The organism is Collimonas sp. OK307 (assembly GCF_900113705.1).
Taxonomy (GTDB): Bacteria; Pseudomonadota; Gammaproteobacteria; order Burkholderiales; family Burkholderiaceae_D; genus Collimonas.
In genome coordinates this window covers 1-17,482 of the sequence record NZ_FOQI01000027.1, presented here as the reverse complement: position 1 = coordinate 17,482, position 17,482 = coordinate 1, and the positions used below count along the sequence as shown (strand labels likewise).

Genomic DNA, 17,482 nt, shown 5'->3' with positions numbered 1-17,482 from the left:
CGGCCGGGCCTTGGCGGCTTAAGCGATCTCCGTCAGGATTGCCTTGACCCGATCCAGTGCTGGCTCGATATCCAATGTTTCGATCGCGCCATAGCCGAAGAACAGTGCCGGCACCGGGGGCATTTCATGATAAAACACATCAATCCCGTATAAACCGACATCGACTCTACGCGCCAGTTGCAACAACTGGTGCATATCGACTTCCTCGCTCACCAGCGCCGTCAGATGGAAGCCAGCGGTTGCCGCTATCGGCTGCAGCCACGGCGCCAGATCGGTATTCAAGCGCGACAACAATTTTTCGCGGCGACTGGCGTACATCGCGTGGCAACGCCGGATATGCTTTTGCAGGTAACCGTCGTCGATGAACTTGGCCAGCGCCCATTGCATCATGGCTGGCGTGTGCCAGTCGCACAAGTGCTTGGCGACGGTCACGGCCTCCCGTATCGCGGGCGGCGCAATCAGATAACCGATACGCAGGTCCGGATGCATCACTTTCGAAAAGGTGCCGACAAAGGCCACCAGGCCCTCGCTATCCATGCTTTGCAACGAATCGGTGGGCCGCCCTTCATAGCGGAATTCGCTATCGTAGTCGTCTTCGATGATAATCGCGCCAAGTTCGCCGGCGCGTTTCAGCAACGCTTTACGGCGAGCCATGCTCATCGGCATGCCGAGCGGAAACTGATGGGCCGGCGTGACATAGATCAGGCGAGTATCGTCTGGTATATGCTCAACCATCATCCCTTCAGCATCGACCGGAATGCAAGCAATACGCGCACCCTGGCTGGCAAACGTCAGCCGTGCCGGCGGATAACCGGGATCTTCGACTGCGACCGTGCAACCGGGTTCGATCAGCACCCGCGCCACCAGATCAATCGCCTGCTGGGCGCCGTTGGTGACCAGCACGTCCATCGGCACGCACTGCACCCCTCTGGCAAAAGCACTATGGCGGGCGATCGCTTCACGCAATACCGGCAATCCTTGCGGTTCTGAATAATAGCCGCGCGCTGCCTGGCTCTTGCGCAAGCCATGCAGTATGCACTGGCGCCATTCGGCCAGCGGAAAATGGTTTTTTGCGGCGCCGCCGCCAAAAAAATCATAAGCGGAGCGTCGTTCCGGCGGCTGCAACGGCATTGAACGGCCTAGCCAATTCTTGAGCGTGGCGCCAGCCGCCAGATCCTTGGCTGCGAAGCGGCGCGGGCTTGGGTGCGGCTGCAGTTGTGTCGCAGCTGCGGTAACGAAGGTCCCGGCGCCTACCTGGCCGGCCAGCAATTTGTCCATGGTCAGGCGCGCGTATGCTTCCGACACCGTCTTGCGCGACACCTGCAACTGTTGCGCCAGCAAGCGCGACGGTGGCACTTGCTCGCCGACTGCCAGCCGTCCTGACTGGATGGCCTCCTTGATTTGTCGATAAACCTGTCCCGCCAGGTCCTTATCGCCGTCGATGACGACATGCAATTCCATAACTACTCCAAAAACGATAAGCGATGCAGGTAGATGCCCTGCCTTCCCGAATAAAACCATGCAGTTTTAGCATGTCCGCCGGTTCAGCGCCAATCGCCACCTGAGTGGCCTCCTGTTTTTTGGCTGAATTGGCTATCCAATACCACATCGCCAGATCTTATGATGCGGGTTCTCAGCTCATACATGTTCCACATTCCACATATAAGGAGAATATCTTGGAAAACCGTATCGATTTCTACACCGCTTCCCCCGACGCCATGAAAGCCATGATTGCGCTCGAAGGCGCGGTCGGCAAGCTGGGCCTGGAGCCATCGCTGCTGGAGCTGGTCAAACTGCGCGCCTCGCAAATCAACGGCTGCGCTTTCTGCATCGACATGCATACCGCGGATGCACGCAAGGCCGGTGAAAGCGAACGCCGCCTGTACGCAGTCACGGCCTGGCGCGAAGCCCCTTTCTTTAGCGCCCGTGAACGTGCCGCACTGGCCTGGACCGAAGCGGTCACGCTGATTGCGCAAAGCCATGCGTCGGATGCTGATTACGCCGTGCTGAGCGCGCAATTTACCCCTGCCGAAATGGTCAACCTGACGCTTGCCATTAACGCCATCAATAGCTGGAATCGCCTGGCTGTCGGATTCCGCAAGATGCCAACCGAATAAGAAACAACGCCTGACGTCCAGGACGGCGCCGCGCATTATGCCGGCGCCGTCTTTTTTACAGCGCAAAAATTAGCCTGGACATTTCGCACGGTAGTGCTAAACTCCGACACATGGATACCCATACTGAAAAAAGCGAACTCACCCTGGCGGCCATTGTCGATACGGCATTGGACATGGTTGCGGCTCAGGGATTGGAAAGTCTCTCTCTGGGCGAGGTCGCAAAACGGCTGGGCATCAGCAAAAGCGGCGTATTCTCGCGCGTCGGTTCCCGTGAAGCATTGCATGAAGCGGTGCTGAATGAATTCGACCGGCGTTTTGCGGCCGACGTGTTCGAACCGGCTATGTCGCAACCGCGCGGCCTGCCTCGTCTCAACGCGCTGGTGATGAACTGGATTTCACGCGCCTGCAATGTCACCGGCTGTATTTATGTCGCGGGCGCGTTTGAGTACGACGATGTTGACAGCCCGATGCGCGAGCGGCTGCAACATAACGTATTGCGGTGGCGCGCAATATTACGTCGCTCTGTCATCCAGGCGCTGGATGAAGGTCATTTGCGACCCGATACCGACCCTGAGCAACTGGTATTCGAAATCTACAGCCTGATGGTCGGCTTGATGCACGATGCGCGTTTCCTGCGTGATCCCAAGGCGCAAGACAGGGTGCGCAACGCCTACGAACGCCTGACCTCGACCTATCGCAGCTTCAACTATCACGCATAAATAGAGCGATGCTTGCATCGGATATGTGATTTTTATTACGCTAATTTCGCACGCATGTGCGATAAAGGATGGCCATGTTGATTATTACCGGATGCATCACTTTGATCACCCTTGCCATTGCCGGCCTGACGGCATGGCGCTTGATTCGCCTGACAGGGCAATCCCTCCCTGACTGCAACGACGACTTCATTTTCTTTTGACCGCACCTCAACCAGCAGTTTCATACCTTACAGGAAAGTTTTCATGGATATGCATCCTGCCCCAAGCCAGCCGCTCGCCGCCAAAGCTCGCGCAGCAAGTAAAGCTCCGGCGAGCGGTCTGTTCAAATTGCTAAGGACGGGCGTACGCCTGTCGCAATTCGTCGCTCCTGGCCTGACTCCGCGTATTGCCGCCCACCTGTTCTGCACGCCGATTCCGGGCAAGCTGGCTTCACGCCGTTTTATGGCGCCGCCCAATGTGCGTGTTGAATCGCTGCCCTTTGAGCGCGCTTCGATCACCCTTTATCACTGGCCGGCGCCGGAGAATGCCCCGCAACTGCTGATGACGCATGGCTGGGCCGGCTGGGGTTTGCAAATGATGGCCCTGGCCGACGCCTTGAGCGCAGCCGGCTGGGCCGTGGTAATTATCGATCAGCCGGGGCACGGGCGCAGTTCAGCCTGGAGCAGCACGCTACCGCAGTTTGTGCGGGCGCTGGCTTATGCGGCTGCGCGCCTCGGCAGGGTTCAGGCGCTGGTTGGCCATTCCATGGGCGGTGCTGCAGCATATATTGCGGCTGCGAACGGATTGGGATTGGGATTGGCGCTAGATAAACTGGTGCTGATTTCGTCACCGGTTTCCATGTTGCAGGCAACGCGCGACTACGCCCTCGCCTTCGGCATCCGTGAAAGCGTCCGCGCAGACATGGTGTCCTATCTCGAAGCACGCGAAGGGATGCTCTTCGAGCGCATGGGCGCCGGCCATGTCGCACCTCGGATAGGCACGCCTACATTGGTAATACACGATTGCGACGACAACATCGTGCCATTTCGCTCAGCCCAGGTGTTGATGGAAAAATTGCCTGATGCGCAGTTGCTCAGCACGCGCAACCTGGGACATGGCCGGTTGTTGAAAGACCCGGGCGTGATAGAAGCGACAACGCAATTTCTCAAGCTTGAAACACTACAAACACCACCGGCATCACCAGCCGCTTAATTGCCACTTAATTGCCACTTAATTGCCACTTAATTGCCACTTAATCGCCACTTAATCGCCGCTTAGTCGCCGCTTAGTCGCCATTCGCCGTTTCATGACTGTTTGCGCCAGACGCTGGCCAGCCATGGTTGCTGCTCACGCGGCAGTCCATCTGGCCGATAGTAGTGCTCCAGTTCGGAGAAGCCGGCATCGGACATGAAATGGCGCCATGCCGCGAGATCGTGATAGCTGCCGTAACGGCCGCTATTCCAGCCCTCCTGGTTGCTGCCGCGCGGGTTGGAACTGAACAATACGCCATCAGGTTTCAACGTTGCATGGAATTGCCGCAAGACGCGCGGCAGTTCCTGGCTGGGGATATGGAACAGCGCCGCGTTGGCGAAGATACCGTCGAAACGCGCGTCCGGGAAATCGAGTTTGAGAAAATCCTGATGCCAGACCTCGCAGCCGCTATCCGCCCGCGCCATCTCGACGAAACGCTCCGCACCTTCAACGCCGACAGCAATGTGACCGAGCTTGCTGAATGTGCGCAGGTCGCGCCCCGGACCGCAGCCGACGTCCAGGATCGAGAAAGGCGGCGTGCCTTTGATATGGCGCAGCAGCGCGGCAATGTTCTGGCTGACGTCGTGGTCGCGGGTTCCTTCGCGGAAGTCTTCGGCACGTTGGTTGTAATGCTCCAGGGTAAGAGCGGCAATTTTTTCCAGATCTTCAGGCAGTAGTATCATGCCTAGTACTGTAGCGCATGGATGGAAATTATCCAACATGAACCCTGGAAGTACTGTTGCATCAAATTCAAGCGAAGGAGTCAAACGCAATGTCTACTACTAATACTAACCAAGCAAAATTTGTGTGGTACGACCTGATGACCAGCGACACCAAGGCCGCCGAGTCTTTCTATAAGAGCGTAGTCGGCTGGAACATGCAGGATGCCGGCATGGGCGGTCCCCCTTACACCATACTGTCCGCCGGAACCATCATGGTCGGCGGCCTGATGCAGATCCCGGAAGAAGCACGTGCCATGGGCGCGCGGCCCGGCTGGAACGGCTATATCGCCGTCAGCGATGTCGATGACTACGCCGGGCGCGTGGTGGCTGCAGGCGGCACTATCCGCCGCCCGCCGGAAGACATCCCGGGAGTCGGCCGCTTTGCCGTGGCGGCAGATCCGCACGGCGCAGGATTTTTCCTGTTCAAAGGCAATACCGAAGCCCAGCCGGCGCCGCCGGTTGCAGGCACGCCGGGCCATGTCGGCTGGCATGAATTACACGCCGGCGATATGGAAAGCGCATTTGCTTTCTATTCCGGCCTGTTCGGCTGGACCAAGGCCGAAGCGATCGACATGGGGCCGATGGGCGTCTACCAGACGTTCGCCACCGGCGGCGCGCCGATCGGCGGCATGATGACAAAAATGCCGGAAATGCCAGTCACTTGCTGGCTCTATTACATCAATGTCGAGGCCATTGACGTCGCTGTTACGCGCATCAACGAGGCTGGCGGCAAGGTCCTCATGGGCCCGCACCAGGTTCCTGGTGGCAGCTGGATTGTCCAGGGCCTGGATCCGCAAGGCGCCATGTTTGCCCTGGTCTCGACGCAGCGCTAGAGAGGTACGTGGCAAAGCAACACAACGCATTGCACTGCAAAACACATATGGTTATGAGAATCCATTATTTGCAGTGACGATGCGAGAACAGGTGTAATGTCATTTCAGGATGGCATTCCCTGTTCAATGATGTCATTGCAGGCACGCCGCTCCGTTATCCGAGTCATCTCATGCCCAACACCAGCACCTTGCCGCCGTCCACCGCCACCCAGTCATTCGAGATCCGCCCCATCGAGGGACCGTTAGGCGCGGAAATCCTGGGCCTCGATTTGCGATTACCGGTTTCCGCACAGGATCTGGCCCGCATACGCGCAGCCCTGGTCAGGCACAACGTCCTGGTATTTCGCGAACAACGTATCACACCGGAACAACATGTGGCATTCAGCCGCCGCTTCGGCCCTCTGCAAGTCCATGTATTGAACCGCTTTCACCTGCAAGGCCATCCGGAAATCCTGATCGTTTCCAATGTCATCGAAGATGGCAAGCCGATCGGTCTGGTGGATGCCGGCGCCGACTGGCATTCCGATCTGTCGTATATGCCAAAACCGAGCCTGGGTTCCCTGCTGCACGCGCAGGAATTACCGGCCGAACAAGGAGATACCTTGTTCGCCAATATGTTCAACGCCTATGAAACCTTGCCCGCCGATGTCAGGCAAGCCTTGGAAGGACGGCGTGCGGTGCATTCTTATGTCTATCGCTATCGCCGCCTGCAAAAGATGTCGCCCTGGCGTGCCGACCTGACGCAAAAGCAGATCGACGAAGTGCCTGAAGTCGAGCATCCGGTAATACGCGTGCATCCGGCAAGCGGCCGCAAGGCATTGTTTGTCAGCGAAGGATTTACCTCGCATATCGTCGGCTTGCCCGAGGATGAAAGCGAGGCCTTGCTACGTTATTTGCACGAACATACGAAACGCGCCGAAAACGTCTACCGCCATCAATGGCGCGCGCATGACATGGTATTTTGGGACAACCGCAGCACGGTACATTATGCGGCGGTCACACCTCAGCATTTACGCCGCACCCTGTATCGCACTACCGTCGAAGGCGACGTGCCGGTCTGATCGTCGACCGGCATCGGCACTTATCCGTCAGTCCGTCAGCCGCGGAAATAACGCGCCGGGGTAAACGGCGTCTTGACCACCTCGACAGGCACACCTTTGCCGCGCACCATGGCTTGCAGCAATGTGCCGATTTTCGCGTGTGCGCTATCAACATAACCCATTGCTACCGGGCTACCCAGCGTCGGCCCGAAACCGCCGCTGGTGATCTTGCCCACTTGCCTGCCGTCGGCGTCGACCAGTTCCGCACCTTCACGCGCCGGCATGCGATCCTTGAGCAGCAGGCCGACCCGTTTGCGGTCGACGCCTTGGTCAAGCTGGCGCGCGATCACCTCGGCGCCAGGATAGCCGCCGGCGCGAGCGCCGCCGGCACGCCGCACCTTGGACAAGGCCCAGCCCAGGCTAGCTTCGACCGGCGTGGTGCTGCCATCCATGTCATGGCCGTATAAGCACAGCCCTGCCTCCAGCCGCAGCGAATCACGCGCACCAAGACCGATAGGCGCCACCTCCGGTTGCGCCAGCAGCAGCCGCGCCAAGGCTTCAGCTCCGGCATTCGGCACCGAAATTTCAAAGCCGTCTTCGCCGGTATAACCGGAACGGCTGACAAAGCATTCGCTTCCAGCCAAAATAAATTTGGCTGTCTGCATGAAAATCATCTTCGCGCTATCCGGAGCGATGCGCGCCATCACGGCCGCCGCCGCAGGTCCTTGCAAAGCGAGCAAAGAGCGATCGCTCAATTCTTCGATTTGACAGAGACTGGACAGATGCTCCCGCAGGTGTGCGGTGTCTTGCTGCTTGCAGGCGGCATTCACCACCAGGAACAGGTGATCGCCGGCATTGGCAACCATCAGGTCGTCGAGGATGCCGCCTTGCTGGTTGGTAAACAGCGCATAACGCTGCTGGTTCACGGGCAGATCGACAATATCGACCGGCACCAGCGATTCCAGTGCCGCGGCGGCGCCCGCGCCGCTCAGGCGCAATTGCCCCATGTGCGATACGTCGAACAGACCGGCCTGGCTGCGGGTGTGATTATGTTCCTTGAGAATGCCGCTCGGATATTGCAACGGCATTTCGTAGCCTGCGAACGGCACCATCTTGGCGCCTAGTTCCAGATGCAATTGGTACAGCGGTGTACGCGCCGCTGGCGCGTCGTTGCCGATATCACTCATGAAAAATGTCCTTTATCAGTTAACAGGATGGGCACCGGTCCCCGCGGCATACTTCGGTAACGCGTGGGTGAAAATGCTTGCCCATCCTGCTTGTACATTTGCGACCTATTCGTAATCCGACATCGGCGGACAGGAACAAACCAGATTGCGGTCGCCGTAGACGTTATCGATCCTCCCTACCGGTGGCCAATACTTGTTCTGACGCAGCGACTTCAACGGGAATACAGCTTGCTCGCGCGAATACGCACGGGTCCATTCGTCGGTCAGATCCTGAGCCGTATGCGGCGCATGGCGCAGTGCCGTCTGCTCGGCCTTGATATCGCCATTTTCCACGGCCCTGATCTCTGCGCGAATCGCGATCATGGCGTCGCAGAAACGATCCAGTTCTTCCTTGGATTCGCTTTCGGTCGGTTCGATCATCAAGGTGCCAGCTACCGGGAACGACATGGTAGGCGCATGGAAACCATAATCGATCAGGCGCTTCGCAACGTCGTCCACCGTAATCCCGGTCTTGTCCTTGAGCGGACGCAGGTCGATGATGCCTTCGTGCGCCACCAGGCCGTCGCTGCCGCTGTACAAGATTGGATAATGCGGCGCCAGCCGGTGCATGATGTAGTTGGCGTTCAGGATCGCCAGCTCACTCGCTTGCCGCAAGCCCTGCGCACCCATCAGCGTGATATATGCCCAGGTAATCGGCAGGATGCTGGCACTGCCCCAAGGCGCTGCGGAGACCGGCGCAATACCTTTTTCCAGCATGCGGTGACCTGGCAGGAAAGGCGCCAGATGCGCCTTGACGCCGATCGGACCGACACCAGGCCCGCCGCCGCCATGCGGGATGCAGAAAGTCTTGTGTAAATTCAGATGCGAGACGTCGCCACCGAATTTGCCTGGCGCACACAAACCGACCATCGCATTCATGTTGGCGCCGTCGATATACACCTGGCCGCCATGAGCATGGACAATTTCGCAGATCTCGCCGATGGCCTCTTCAAATACGCCGTGGGTTGATGGATAAGTAATCATCAACGCAGCCAGATCGTTGGCGTGTTCATCCGCCTTGGCGCGCAGGTCGGCGACATTGACGTTACCTTGCTCGTCGCATTGCACCACCACCACTTGCATGCCAGCCATGTGCGCCGTCGCCGGATTGGTGCCATGGGCGGAACTCGGGATCAGGCAGATATTGCGTTCACCCTCGCCGCGGCTCTGGTGATAGGCGCGGATCGCCAGCAAGCCGGCATATTCGCCCTGCGAACCGGCATTTGGTTGCAGCGATACTGCATCGTAGCCGGTGCAGACACACAGCATTTCTTCCAGATCGGCCACCAGTTGCTGATAACCAAGGGCCTGATGCAGCGGTGCGAACGGATGCAGCGCACCGAACTCCGGCCAGGTAACCGGGATCATCTCGGTAGTGGCGTTGAGTTTCATGGTGCAGGAACCGAGCGGTATCATGCTGCGGTCGAGCGCCAGGTCCTTGTCTGCCAGCGCGCGCAAATAGCGCAGCATCTGGGTTTCCGAATGATGGCTGTTGAATACCGGGTGTGTCAGGAATGCGCTGCTGCGCATCAGCGGCGCCGGGATCCGCTCGTCGGCGCTGGCTTCCAGCGCGTCGAACGACGGCAGCGGTTTGCCGAGTGCGAAGATATTCCACAACGCTTCCACATCCGCTCGCGTGCTGGTTTCATCCAGCGCAATGCCGACGCTGCCATCGTCGATCAGACGCAGGTTGACCGACTGGCTGCGCGCAGCCGCATGGATATCCTGTGTATGGCCGCCGGTATGCACGGTGATGGTGTCGAAGAAACTGGCGGTTGGCACCGGATGGTGCAGCAGACGCAAGCCCTCGGCCAGGATCGCGGTCAGCCGGTGTACCCGTTGTGCGATCGTCTTCAAGCCTTGCGGGCCGTGGTAAACCGCGTACATGCTGGCGATATTGGCCAGCAATACTTGTGCGGTACAGACGTTGCTGGTGGCTTTTTCACGGCGGATATGTTGCTCGCGGGTCTGCATCGCCAAGCGGTAGGCCGGTTGGCCGCGACTGTCGATCGAGACACCGACCAATCGTCCCGGCATCACGCGCTTGTGCGCATCCAGCGTGGCGAAATACGCCGCGTGCGGACCACCATAACCGAGCGGGACACCGAAGCGCTGGGCGCTGCCCACCACCACATCGGCGCCGAACTCGCCTGGCGGCGTCAGCAGGGTCAGTGCCAGCAGATCGGCGGCAACCACGACTAACGCTTGCTTGCCATGCGCCAGACGCGCGGTGGCGGCATAGTCGTTGATCTCGCCGTTCAGGGTCGGGTACTGCAGCAGCACGCCGAAGCAGTCCAGCCGCTCCAGGTCTTTAAGATGATCGCCGACCACCACCTCGACGCCGATTGGCGCGGCGCGGGTGCGCAGTACGTCGATGGTTTGCGGATAACAGTCTTGTGAAACGAAGAAGATGTTGCTCTTGCTTTTCGACAGCCGCTGGCAAAATGTCATCGCTTCGGCTGCGGCGGTGGCTTCGTCCAGCAAGGACGCGTTAGCGATCTCCATGCCGGTCAGGTCCGTCACCATGGTCTGGAAATTCAGCAGCGCTTCCAGCCGTCCTTGCGAAATTTCAGGCTGGTATGGCGTGTAGGCGGTATACCAGGCCGGGTTTTCCAGCAAATTACGCAGGATCACGGTCGGCGTATGGCAGTTGTAATACCCCATGCCGATATGTGATTTGAACAACTGGTTCTTGCTGGCAATCTGGCGCAATGCCGCCAGCGTTTCAGCTTCGCTGCGCGGGGAGCCGAGCTTCAGCGGCTGCCGCTCCAGGATAGCGGCCGGGACTACTTTTTGTATCAATGCATCGATCGATTCGAAACCGAGCATCGACAACATGGCCTTTTGCTGGGTGTGATCCGGACCGATATGGCGTTCAATGAAATCGGCATGTTGTACCAGATCTTCAAGAGCAGGCCGCGATTGTGTCATGGGTGCATCCTTCATATTGTGAACAGTAAATGGCGGCGTCAGCTTGTGGCTTACGCTTGGCCTTTGATCATCGCAGCGTAAGCCGCTTCATCCATCAAACTGTTCAACTCAGCAATATCGTTGACTTTCATTTTGAAAAACCAGCCTGCGCCTAATGGATCTTCATTGACCTTGCCCGGTTCGTCGGCCAAAGTGGTATTAACTTCGACCACCTTGCCAGCAACCGGCATCATGATTTCACTCGCGGCCTTGACCGATTCAATCACCGCGGCTTCGTCGCCCTTGGCAATTTCACTGTCGACGTCCGGCAGTTGCACAAAAACCAGGTCGCCCAGATGTCCTTGTGCGAAATCGGTAATGCCGACTGTTACCAGACCGTCGTCCTCAACGCGTAACCATTCATGCTCTACGGTATATTTCACCTGACCCATGCCAATCTCCTTTATAAAAAACCATGATATTCAAATTACCAATTCGAATTTTACGACCGAAACGTCTTGCATGATACTGCGTTACGCTACGATCGGACATGGCAGGCATCTCCGAAAATCGTGGTCAATGCGCTAAGCTATTGATTCTTTACGGATTATCCCAACTACAGGCCCCGAGGGGCCAATCCGTGTTTTTGATTGAGTTGCCGCCGCTCACGACGGCATACTCATAATTGAAGCAACTTGGCTGCAAACTTAGCTGCTAACTCAGTCGCTAACTTATGCGGTTAACTTCTTGTCGGCCTTGGTCCCCATCATTACTGCCACTGTGAATGAACGCAGTGGTGATGGATGAAGCGGAGGTGGGCGAGGATGCCATCGTGGCCGCCAGCGCATTTGTGCGGGCAGGCATGAAAATTCCAGCGCGAACCCTGGCTGCGGGAATTCAGCGGTAGAAAGCGCTTGGTGTGCTGCCGAAATGTTTTCTGAACATGGCGCTGAATGCGCTCTGGCTGCTGTAGCCTTGGTTTTGCGCTGCGGCGGCAACTTTCCCGCCGCGCGCCAGCTGTTCCAAGGCCAGCAACAGCCGGGCTTGCTGCCGCCATTGTCCAAACCGCATGCCGGTCTGGCTCAGAAACAGGCGATGCAGGGTACTGGTGGAGATACCGAGCTGCCCGGCCCAGGTTTCGATTGTTACCTGCTTGCCGGGAGTCGCCATCAGCAGCTCGCAAAGACTGCGTAGCCGTGCAGCCAGCGGCAAGGGCAAATAAAGTGGCAGTACCGTCACCGAACCCAATTCATGCAGCAACAGTTGCAGCATATGCCAGTTGCGCCTGGCGCCATTGTCCGCTCTCGGGTTGCAATGAACGGCAGCAATCAGCTCACGCAGCAACGGCGAGATATTCAACACGCAACTGCGTGCCGGCAGCTGCCGCGCCATGGCGGCGTCGACATCAAGCAACAGCGTGCGCAATTCAACCTCGCCATGCATGCAAATCCGGTGGTCGACATGTGCCTGCAGCCAGACAGCGCGGCCGGGCGGCACTATCCAGCGCCCGGCTGCGGCATCCACCGTCATGACTCCCTTGGCCGCATACAGCAACTGCGCGCAAGCATGCCGATGCATCGGGACGATGTGGCCATCGGGGTAATCCATGGCAGATGTCACGATTGAACCGTCGACAGGATGAGGCGCTTCGTCATTTAATCCCGCAGTCATGTCGTCGGCCCAGTCGCGTTTCAAATCACCTTCTCTTCGCGCAGCGCCGCAATATAGTCCTTGCCGTAGCCAAGTTGCGCCAGCACTTCTTCGGTATGCTCTCCCAGCAAAGGCGAACGAGTGACCACTGTCGGGCTGTCGGACATCTTGATCGGATTGCCCACCGTCAGGTACTTGCCGCGTGTCGGATGATCGATTTCGACGATAGTGCCTGTCTGGCGCAACGAAGCATCCTCTGCAATTTCCTTCATCGACAGAATCGGACCGCACGGAATGTCGTACTGATTCAAGATATCCATGGCCTCGAACTTGGTCTTGGTCATGGTCCATTGTTCGATGCGGGCAAAGATCGGCTTCAGGTGCAGCAGGCGCGCCGCCGGCGTGGCGTAGGCCTCGTCGGTAACCCAGCCTTCCTCGCCTATCACCTTGCATACCGCTGGCCAGACCGCACCTTGGGTGATGAAATAAATGTAGGCATTGGGATCGGTTTCCCAACCCTTGCATTTCAGGATCGAGCCCGGCTGGCCGCCGCCGGAAGCATTGCCGGCACGCGGCACTGCCTCGCCGAACTTGCTGTCCGGGTACTGCGGATATTCGTGCATGGTGCCGGTACGTTCCAGGCGTTGCTGGTCACGCAGCTTGACGCGGCACAAATTCAATACAGCGTCTTGCATCGGCGCCAGCACTTTTTGTCCACGCCCTGAAGTGTGGCGCTGATACAGTGCACTGACGATCCCCAACGCGAGATGCAGGCCGGTGCCGCTGTCGCCGATCTGGGCACCGGTCACCATCGGCGGACCGTCGTCGAAACCGGTGGTAGACGCCGCACCGCCCGCGCATTGGGCGACGTTCTCATACACCTTGCAATCCTCGTATTTGCCAGGACCGAAACCCTTGACGGAAGCGACGATCATGCGTGGATTCAATTCCTGGATACGTTCCCAGGAAAAGCCCATGCGATCGAGGGCGCCCGGTGCGAAATTCTCTACCAGCACATCGCAATCCTTGATCAGCGTTTCCAGTACTTCCTTACCTTTGGGATTTTTGGTATCCAGCGTGATTGAGCGTTTGTTATGGTTCAACATCGTGAAATACAGGCTGTCGACCCCGGGAATATCGCGCAATTGCCCACGCGTGGCATCACCCTCGCCTGCGCGCTCGACCTTGATGACATCGGCGCCGAACCAGGCCAGTAGCTGCGTGCAGGTCGGCCCTGACTGGACATGGGTGAAGTCAAGAATGCGCACGCCATCCAGTGCTTTGCTCATTACAATCTCCTGTTTGTATTTATATATTTATAGTGTGGGAACCATGCTACGACTCCTCCGATATATTAACTGGACTCAGCTGTTTGCGTGGCCAGTTTGGCTTCCAGTTCCGCCAGGCGCTTGCGCAACGCGCGGTCCTCGGCAAAGCGGCTGCTTTCATCGCGAATCACAGCAACAATAGCCGCCACCTTGTTGTCCGGCGTATGCAGCAACGCCACCGTAAACGCGATCGACAAGGTATGCCCATCCTTGTGCACTGCTGGCACCCGCAGCACATCGTTGCCGTAGCGGGTGATGCCGGTATCCATGGTCTTCTGGTACCCGTCCCAATGCCGCTGGCGTTGCCGTTCCGGGATGATCAGATCGAGCGAGCGTCCCAGCGCGTCTTCCCGGGTAAAGCCGAACATGCGCTCGGCTGCAGGATTCCATAAGGTGATGGCGCCCTTGGCGTCGGAAATCACGATAGCATCGCCAACTGCTTCTACCAGCTGTTTGAGATCAGGTGTGGACGACATATTCTTTCTCCTGTGTCGGTTAAGCGGCCTGCATGTAAAAACGGCGTCCGAGGCGGACGCCGTCAATCGCCAACACGACGATTATCCACCAATCATACTGCTATTCCCGGATCATCAGACCGCTTGCGAACTATGTAATTCTGCAATCTGTCCGGCGCTGTAGCCGAGGCTCGCCAACACTTCATCGGTATGCTCGCCCAGCAATGGCGATCCGGTAATTTCCGGAGTCAGATCGGAAAACTTGATCGGGCTGCCGACGGTCAGGTATTTACCGCGTTCCTTATGATCGACTTCGGTAATGGTGCCGCTGGCGCGCAGCGACGGATCGTTAGCCAGTTCTTTCATGGTCAGCACCGGTGCGCAAGGGATGTCGAATTTGCGCAAGATATCGACCGCTTCAAACTTGGTCTTATCCTTCAGCCACACTTCTATCGTATCGAAGATCTCGGTGATATGCGGTTGACGCGCCTTTGGCGTGTTGTAGGCAGGATCTTCGATCCATTCATCCTTGCCGATCGCTTTACAGATAGGCGCCCACGCATGGCCCTGGATGGTGAAGTAGATATAGGCGTTCGGATCGTTTTCCCAGCCCTTGCATTTGAGTACCCAGCCCGGTTGGCCGCCACCGCCGGCATTGCCGCCGCGGGGTACGACATCGCTGAACGTGCCGTGCGGATATTGTGGGTACTCTTCCAGGAAACCGAGCCGGTCCAGGCGTTGCTGGTCGCGCAGTTTGACGCGGCACAGATTCAAGACGCTATCTTGCATCGACACGGCAACCCGCTGGCCCTTGCCGCTCTTGTCACGACCGATCAGCGCCGTGAGAATGCCGATCGCCAGGTGCATGCCGGTGTTGCTATCGCCCAGCGCCGCGGCGCTGACGGTTGGCGGGCCGTCCCAGAAACCTGTGGTGGAGGCAGCGCCGCCGGCACATTGTGCGACGTTTTCGTAGACCTTCAAATCATCGTAGTGATGGCCGTCGCTGAAACCCTTTACCGAGGCGACGATCATCTTTGGATTGAGTTCGTTGATACGTTCCCACGAGAAGCCCATGCGATCCAGTGCGCCTGGCCCAAAGTTCTCAACCAGGACGTCAGATTCCTTGATCAGCTTTTCCAGCACCAGCTTGCCTTCCGGCTTTTTAGTATCCAGCGTGAGCGATCGCTTGTTGCTGTTCAACATGGTGAAATACAGCGCATCGACATCAGGGATGTCGCGCAGTTGCGAGCGTGTCACATCACCTGAACCGGGACGCTCAACCTTGATTACATCGGCGCCAAACCATGCCAGCAATTGCGTACATGCAGGACCGGCTTGCACGTGCGTGAAGTCGATGATGCGGATGCCGTCTAGTGGCTTTGCCTTGTTTGTTTCCTTGGTCATTTCAAATCTCCTGTTTCATTTGATCGAATCTGTTTGTCTTTGCAGCCAGAACTTATTTGTACATGGTCTGAGCCATGGTTCCCGGGGCATACACCGCAGGATCGACCCAGATATTGACCACTGCACAACGACCTGTCGTTTTCACCGCTTCACGGGCCCGCTGCAAGGCGCCGGCGATCTGTGCCGGATCGCGCACTTCTTCGCCATGCCCGCCCAGCATCTCCGCAAACTTGCCGTAAGGGATATCGCTCAGCAGGTTGCCGACGTTGCCGCGTTCTTCGCCGTATTTCGCCAATTGCCCGTAACGGATCTGGTTCATCGCCGAGTTGTTGCCGATCACCGCGATATACGGCACACCGAAACGATTCGCCGTTTCCATGTCGAACGAGGTCATGCTGAATGCACCGTCGCCGTAGTAGCACAACACTTCCTTCTCCGGATTGGCCAGGCCTGCAGCAATCGCAAAGCCGGTGCCGACACCCAGGCTACCCAACGCACCAGGATCCATCCATTGGCCCGGATTGCGCGGACGTACCGCCTGCGCCGAGATCGTCACCACGTCGCCACCGTCGCCGATGTAGATCGTGTCGTCGTTCAGGAACTCGTTGATTTCGTAAGCAACACGGTAAGGATGGATCGGCGAACTGTTCGATTTGAACAGCGGCATCAGCTTTTCGGTCGCAATCGCTTCCTGCAGCTGCAACTGCTTCATCCAGGCACGCCGTTTTTCTTGTGCACTCTTGTTGATACGGCCGCTGGCCGCTTGTAATACCGCGCCCAGGATGGTGCCGGGATCGCCCACCAGACCCAAGGTAATGTCGCGGTTCTTGCCGACCGTACGGTAATCCTGGTCGATCTGGATGACTTTGGCATTCAGGCCCAGACGCTTGCCATAACCCATGCGGAAATCGAACGGCGTGCCGACAATCAGGATCACGTCAGCTTTATCGAAACCTTCGCGACGCGTGCGGTCGAAATGGTGCGGATCGCCTGGCGGCAGCAAACCACGTGAAGCGCCGTTGAAGTAAGCCGGAATATCCAGGCCGCGCACCAGGTCGATCGCTTCCTTGTGACCACGCGAAGACCAGACCTGGCCACCGTACAGCACCACCGGACGTTCTGCCTGCACCAGGATGTCGGCCAGCTTCTCGATATCGGCCACATCGCCCAGCGATTTCACCGAAGCGCGGTATTGGCCGGCAGCCGGAATCACGGCCTTGCTGATGTCGATTTCACGGTCCAGCACATCGCGCGGGATTTCCAGGTAGGCCGGGCCGGGCGCGCCGGCAAAGCAGGCCCGGATCGCCATCGACACCATGTCGGCCACACGTTCGGTGGAACGCACGCCTTCGGAGAACTTGGTGATCGGCCGCATCATCTCGGTATGCGGCAAGTCTTGCAGCGAACCCATCATGTGCTGGGTGATGCCACCCTGGCCACCGATATGCAAGACAGGACTTTCAGAACGGAACGCCGTGGCGATACCGGTCACGGCATTGGTGCAACCCGGGCCGGCGGTAGTCACTACCACGCCCAATTTGCCGGTCTGGCGGGCATAACCGTCGGCAGCATGGGCCGCGACTTGCTCATGCCGCACGTCGATGATGCGAATGCCTTCGTCGATGCAACCATCGTAGATATCGATGATATGGCCACCGCACAGGGTAAAGATAGTGTCGACGCCTTCATTCTTCAGCGCACGCGCCACCAGATGCCCGCCTGACACAACGCCGGCTTCACGGCTCTTGCGTTTGAGCGTATCGTCGGCCGTGGTGCTTGACACTGCGCCTGGCGCTACTTTCGACTCGGATATCACTGCTGCCATTGCTCCTCCTGTTATCGGTTATC

At 58.1% G+C, this 17,482-nt stretch carries 16 protein-coding genes and 1 pseudogene; 7 read left to right on the top strand and 10 right to left on the bottom strand.

Annotation, left to right across the window (positions count from 1 at the left end):
- Positions 1-18: 18 nt before the first annotated feature.
- A complete protein-coding gene (locus tag BM205_RS22950; RefSeq protein WP_092417176.1) occupies positions 19-1,461 on the bottom strand; it encodes a MocR-like pyridoxine biosynthesis transcription factor PdxR in 1,443 nt (480 codons plus the stop codon).
- Between the two features lie 215 nt (positions 1,462-1,676).
- Here BM205_RS22950 and BM205_RS22945 point away from each other — a divergent pair, with 215 nt between their 5' ends.
- The 4 genes from BM205_RS22945 to BM205_RS22935 all read left to right on the top strand — a co-directional run bounded on the left by BM205_RS22945 (position 1,677) and on the right by BM205_RS22935 (position 4,027).
- Positions 1,677-2,117 (top strand): carboxymuconolactone decarboxylase family protein, encoded by a 441-nt coding sequence (locus BM205_RS22945; protein WP_092417175.1) that lies wholly within the window; start codon positions 1,677-1,679, stop codon positions 2,115-2,117.
- Between the two features lie 110 nt (positions 2,118-2,227).
- A complete protein-coding gene (locus BM205_RS22940; RefSeq protein WP_092417174.1) occupies positions 2,228-2,836 on the top strand; it encodes a TetR/AcrR family transcriptional regulator in 609 nt (202 codons plus the stop codon).
- A 74-nt stretch (positions 2,837-2,910) separates the two neighbouring features.
- Complete coding sequence (locus BM205_RS24680; protein WP_256381772.1) at positions 2,911-3,036, top strand: hypothetical protein; 126 nt, start codon at positions 2,911-2,913, stop codon at positions 3,034-3,036.
- Between the two features lie 43 nt (positions 3,037-3,079).
- The gene (locus BM205_RS22935; protein WP_092417173.1) at positions 3,080-4,027 is read left to right on the top strand and encodes an alpha/beta fold hydrolase; all 948 of its coding nucleotides are present in this window, start codon (positions 3,080-3,082) and stop codon (positions 4,025-4,027) included.
- 92 nt (positions 4,028-4,119) lie between these two features.
- Here the strand turns inward: BM205_RS22935 and BM205_RS22930 are convergent, their stop codons facing one another.
- The gene (locus BM205_RS22930) at positions 4,120-4,749 is read right to left on the bottom strand and encodes a class I SAM-dependent methyltransferase (RefSeq protein WP_092417172.1); all 630 of its coding nucleotides are present in this window, start codon (positions 4,747-4,749) and stop codon (positions 4,120-4,122) included.
- An 89-nt stretch (positions 4,750-4,838) separates the two neighbouring features.
- On the opposite strand from BM205_RS22930, the gene BM205_RS22925 reads away from it, so the two are divergent.
- Both BM205_RS22925 and BM205_RS22920 read left to right on the top strand, forming a co-directional pair.
- Positions 4,839-5,621 carry a VOC family protein gene (locus BM205_RS22925; protein ID WP_092417171.1) on the top strand — a complete coding sequence of 261 codons (783 nt, stop codon included), beginning with the start codon at positions 4,839-4,841 and terminating at the stop codon, positions 5,619-5,621.
- 170 nt (positions 5,622-5,791) lie between these two features.
- Positions 5,792-6,682: a TauD/TfdA dioxygenase family protein gene (locus tag BM205_RS22920; RefSeq protein ID WP_092417170.1), complete on the top strand. Its 891-nt coding sequence runs from the start codon at positions 5,792-5,794 to the stop codon at positions 6,680-6,682.
- A 35-nt stretch (positions 6,683-6,717) separates the two neighbouring features.
- Here the strand turns inward: BM205_RS22920 and gcvT are convergent, their stop codons facing one another.
- From gcvT to gcvH, 3 genes are all read right to left on the bottom strand, one after another.
- The gene (gene gcvT / locus BM205_RS22915) at positions 6,718-7,848 is read right to left on the bottom strand and encodes a glycine cleavage system aminomethyltransferase GcvT (protein WP_092417169.1); all 1,131 of its coding nucleotides are present in this window, start codon (positions 7,846-7,848) and stop codon (positions 6,718-6,720) included.
- A 105-nt stretch (positions 7,849-7,953) separates the two neighbouring features.
- A complete protein-coding gene (gcvP, locus tag BM205_RS22910) occupies positions 7,954-10,833 on the bottom strand; it encodes an aminomethyl-transferring glycine dehydrogenase (protein ID WP_371326525.1) in 2,880 nt (959 codons plus the stop codon).
- Positions 10,834-10,868: 35 nt separating this feature from the next.
- Positions 10,869-11,249: a glycine cleavage system protein GcvH gene (gene gcvH, locus BM205_RS22905; protein WP_092417167.1), complete on the bottom strand. Its 381-nt coding sequence runs from the start codon at positions 11,247-11,249 to the stop codon at positions 10,869-10,871.
- A gap of 332 nt (positions 11,250-11,581) precedes the next feature.
- Here gcvH and BM205_RS22900 point away from each other — a divergent pair.
- A pseudogene (locus BM205_RS22900) lies at positions 11,582-11,695 on the top strand (phenylacetic acid degradation protein PaaY); the annotation flags it as partial.
- Here the strand turns inward: BM205_RS22900 and BM205_RS22895 are convergent.
- The 5 genes from BM205_RS22895 to BM205_RS22875 form a co-directional block, all read right to left on the bottom strand.
- Positions 11,695-12,492, bottom strand: coding sequence for an AraC family transcriptional regulator (locus BM205_RS22895; protein WP_371326524.1), 798 nt, complete (start codon positions 12,490-12,492; stop codon positions 11,695-11,697). The pseudogene BM205_RS22900 and the gene BM205_RS22895 overlap by 1 nt on opposite strands.
- On the bottom strand, positions 12,489-13,736 hold the full coding sequence (frc, locus tag BM205_RS22890) for a formyl-CoA transferase (RefSeq protein WP_092417166.1): 1,248 nt from the start codon (positions 13,734-13,736) through the stop codon (positions 12,489-12,491). Before frc (BM205_RS22890) ends, BM205_RS22895 begins: the two co-directional genes overlap by 4 nt.
- Positions 13,737-13,801: 65 nt before the next feature.
- Positions 13,802-14,251 carry a PAS domain-containing protein gene (locus BM205_RS22885; protein WP_092417165.1) on the bottom strand — a complete coding sequence of 150 codons (450 nt, stop codon included), beginning with the start codon at positions 14,249-14,251 and terminating at the stop codon, positions 13,802-13,804.
- 114 nt (positions 14,252-14,365) lie between these two features.
- Positions 14,366-15,634, bottom strand: a complete 1,269-nt coding sequence (gene frc / locus BM205_RS22880; protein ID WP_092417164.1) for a formyl-CoA transferase — start codon at positions 15,632-15,634, stop codon at positions 14,366-14,368.
- A gap of 52 nt (positions 15,635-15,686) precedes the next feature.
- On the bottom strand, positions 15,687-17,459 hold the full coding sequence (locus tag BM205_RS22875; protein ID WP_092417163.1) for a thiamine pyrophosphate-binding protein: 1,773 nt from the start codon (positions 17,457-17,459) through the stop codon (positions 15,687-15,689).
- Between the last annotated feature and the right edge of the window lie 23 nt (positions 17,460-17,482).